The sequence below is a fragment of the Pseudomonas brassicae genome, from assembly GCF_010671725.1.
Classification (GTDB): domain Bacteria; phylum Pseudomonadota; class Gammaproteobacteria; order Pseudomonadales; family Pseudomonadaceae; genus Aquipseudomonas; species Aquipseudomonas brassicae.
The window spans coordinates 1-3,201 of record NZ_JAAHBU010000498.1; the positions used below are offsets into that span (position 1 = coordinate 1).

Sequence of the window (3,201 nt, forward strand, 5' to 3'; positions counted from 1 at the left end):
GGGCGTGTAAGCCCGGGCCCGACCGCCGCCGTGGCAGGTTACCCGTGTGCGTCGATCAACGATCGGGCAGGGTGATATTGAGTTCCAGGATAGAGCAGCTGCCCTGGTTTTCGAGAGCGACGTGCACATCATCGGAGCCGATGTTGACGTACTTGCGAATCACCTCCACCAGTTCCTTCTGCAAGGCTGGCAGGTAGTCCGGAGTACTGCGCTGGCCGCGTTCGTGCGCCACGATGATCTGTAGACGCTCTTTCGCAACCGACGCGGTGCTGACTTTTTTGTTGGCACGAAAGAAGTCAAAAAGGTTCATTGGTCAGTTGCCTCCAAACAGGCGCTCGAAGAATCCCTTCTTCTGTACATCGAGGAACCGGTGTTCCAAGGTTTTGCCCAGCAGGCGATCGACGGCATCGCTGTACGCCTGGCCGGCGTCGCTCTGGTCATCAAGGATCACCGGTACGCCCTGGTTGGAAGCCTTGAGCACTGCCTGGGACTCTGGAATAACGCCCAGCAGGGTCACTGCCAGGATTTCCTTCACGTCCTCCACGCCCAGCATCTCGCCCTTGCTGACGCGATCGGGGTTGTAGCGGGTGAGCAGCAGGTGTTCCTTGATCGGGGCTTCACCCTTTTCGGCGCGCAGGGACTTGCTGGCCAGCAGGCCCAGCATGCGGTCCGAGTCACGTACCGAGGACACTTCCGGGTTGGTCACCACGATGGCTTCGTCGGCGTAGTACATCGCCAGGTGGGCGCCGGTCTCGATACCCGCCGGGGAATCGCAGATCACGTATTCGAAGGTTTCTTTCAGCTCGGCGAGGACCTTGCCCACGCCTTCCTTGGTCAGCGCTTCTTTGTCGCGGGTCTGGCTGGCGGCCAGCACGTACAGGTTCTCAAGGCGCTTGTCCTTGATCAGGGCCTGCTGCAGGTTGGCTTCGCCATTGACCACGTTGACGAAGTCGTACACCACGCGGCGCTCGCAACCCATGATCAGGTCGAGGTTACGCAGGCCAACGTCGAAGTCGACGATGACCGTCTTGTGGCCACGCAGTGCGAGGCCGGTACCGATAGCGGCGCTGGTGGTGGTCTTACCCACACCACCCTTGCCGGATGTAACCACGAGAATCTTGGCCAAGGTGTATCACCCCTAAAGAAAAAAGGACGTCGAAGTCCCAAAAATAACCAAACTGGCAACAGATGGAAAAGTTGCGCTGAAAATGGCGGCAAGTATCCGTTAAAGACGGGTGATGTTCAACACGTCGCCGGACAGGCTGACTTGTACGTTGGCCCCCCACAATGGGTCGCGGCGCAGGTCTTCAGCCACTTTGTACTGCCCGGCGATCGAGACCATTTCAGCGGTCAGTTGCTGGCAGAAAATGCGTGCCTTGGTATTGCCCTTGATACCGGCCAGGGCGCGACCGCGCATTGCGCCGTAAACATGGATGTTGCCATCGGCCAGAAGTTCCGCACCGGGACTGACCGACGCCAGTACCACCAGGTCGCCGCCCTGAGCATAGATCTGTTGGCCGCCGCGCACCGTGGTTGTAACGATTTTCGTCGGTTTTACCGCAGGCTCTGGCGGCGGGGCGGGTATCGGCTCGGGTTTTGGCGCAGGCGGCGCCTCTACCACTGGCTCCAGTGCACGTTCGCGGGCACCGGACGGTGGCAGTACCGGCAGGTCGATGGCTATCGCCGCCGCGATGTCCTCGATGCGGCTGGCGCGAATGGCCAGGGTGCGCAGGCCATGGTGGCGGCACACGCGCATCAGGCCGGGCAGATCGACGGCGCCTTCGCCGGCCGGCAGTTTGTCCAGCGCCAGCACCAGCGGTGTATTGCTGAAGAAGTTCGGCGCCTGGGCGACCTTGGCCGCCAACTGCCGATCAAGGCCTTCGAGGTTGTTCTGCGCAAGCTCGAGCACGGTGATGGCGAGCATGCTGCCCTTGAGCTGGAACACGGGGGCTTGGTCGGGCGTCTGGGTTTGGCTCATGGTCGGCATAAGGCAGCTTGTTACGAAAAAGTGCTCAGACTTATAACGAGAACGCCGGTTAGCCGCAACCCGCAGCGAACCGATGTAGAATGCCCGGCCCTCGTCTTTCCGGAATGTTTAATGGATCGCCCGCGTTTTCGTCTTTATTTTCTGCACCCACGCTTCTGGCCGCTGTGGCTGGGGCTTGCCGTGCTCTGGCTGATCGTACAGCTGCCCTACGGGGTTTTGCTGGTGCTGGGCCGTGTGCTGGGTGCCCTGATGTACCGCGTGGCCGGTGATCGCCGACGCATTGCGGCGCGCAACCTGGAACTGTGTTTCGCCGAATTACCGTCTGTCGAGCGAACTCGCCTGCTCAAGGAAAACTTCGCCTCCACCGGCATCGCCTTCTTCGAGATGGCCATGAGCTGGTGGTGGCCAAAGGCCCGGTTGGCGCGCCTGGCGCACATCCAAGGGCTGGAGCACTTGCAGGCGGCGCAACGTGATGGTCAGGGGGCCATCCTGATGGCCCTGCACTTCACCACGCTGGAGATCGGCGCGGCCCTGCTCGGCCAGCAACACACCATCGATGGCATGTACCGCGAGCACAAGAACCCGTTGTTCGACTATGTACAGCGCCGTGGGCGCGAGCGCCACAACCTCGACTCGCTGGCGGTGGAGCGCGAGGATGTGCGCGGCATGCTCAAGCTGCTGCGTTCGGGGCGGGCGATCTGGTATGCACCCGACCAGGACTATGGCGCCAAGCAGAGCGTGTTCGTGCCGCTGTTCGGCATCGAGGCGGCCACTGTGACCGCGACGACCAAGTTCGCGCGGTTGGGGCGGGCGCGGGTGATTCCGTTCACCCAGCAGCGGCTGGCGGACGGTAGCGGCTATCGGCTGGTGATCCATGCGCCGCTGGAGGACTTTCCGGGGGCGAGCGAAACGGCGGATTGCCTGCGCATCAACCAGTGGATCGAAGGCGCGTTGCAGGAATGCCCCGAGCAGTACTTATGGGCGCATCGGCGCTTCAAGTCGCGCCCGCCAGGGGCGCCCAAGCTGTACTGACAGGACACTGCGGTGCGCCCTTCGCTGGCAAGCCAGCTCCCACAGGGATCTGTGGCGCACCTGATACCTGTGGGAGCTGGCTTGCCAGCGAAGGCGTCGACACCGATCTCAGGGAGCAGTACATGTCAGCACCAACCCCCCGTCACCGGCCTGATCCTCTCTGGCGGTGGCGCCCGTGCCGC

Annotated in this window: 4 protein-coding genes; 1 reads left to right on the plus strand and 3 read right to left on the minus strand. The window is 62.3% G+C overall.

From position 1 onward, the window contains the following. Positions 1 to 55: 55 nt before the first annotated feature. The 3 genes from minE to minC form a co-directional block, all read right to left on the minus strand. Positions 56 to 310 (minus strand): cell division topological specificity factor MinE, encoded by a 255-nt coding sequence (minE, locus tag G3436_RS25205; RefSeq protein ID WP_019693048.1) that lies wholly within the window; start codon positions 308 to 310, stop codon positions 56 to 58. A 3-nt stretch (positions 311 to 313) separates the two neighbouring features. Next, on the minus strand, positions 314 to 1,126 hold the full coding sequence (gene minD / locus G3436_RS25210) for a septum site-determining protein MinD (RefSeq protein WP_163950837.1): 813 nt from the start codon (positions 1,124 to 1,126) through the stop codon (positions 314 to 316). Between the two features lie 99 nt (positions 1,127 to 1,225). Next, positions 1,226 to 1,987: a septum site-determining protein MinC gene (gene minC, locus G3436_RS25215; protein WP_163950840.1), complete on the minus strand. Its 762-nt coding sequence runs from the start codon at positions 1,985 to 1,987 to the stop codon at positions 1,226 to 1,228. Positions 1,988 to 2,098: 111 nt separating this feature from the next. Here minC and G3436_RS25220 point away from each other — a divergent pair, with 111 nt between their 5' ends. Continuing rightward, positions 2,099 to 3,019 carry a lipid A biosynthesis lauroyl acyltransferase gene (locus G3436_RS25220; RefSeq protein WP_163950844.1) on the plus strand — a complete coding sequence of 307 codons (921 nt, stop codon included), beginning with the start codon at positions 2,099 to 2,101 and terminating at the stop codon, positions 3,017 to 3,019. The last annotated feature ends 182 nt before the right edge of the window (positions 3,020 to 3,201 follow it).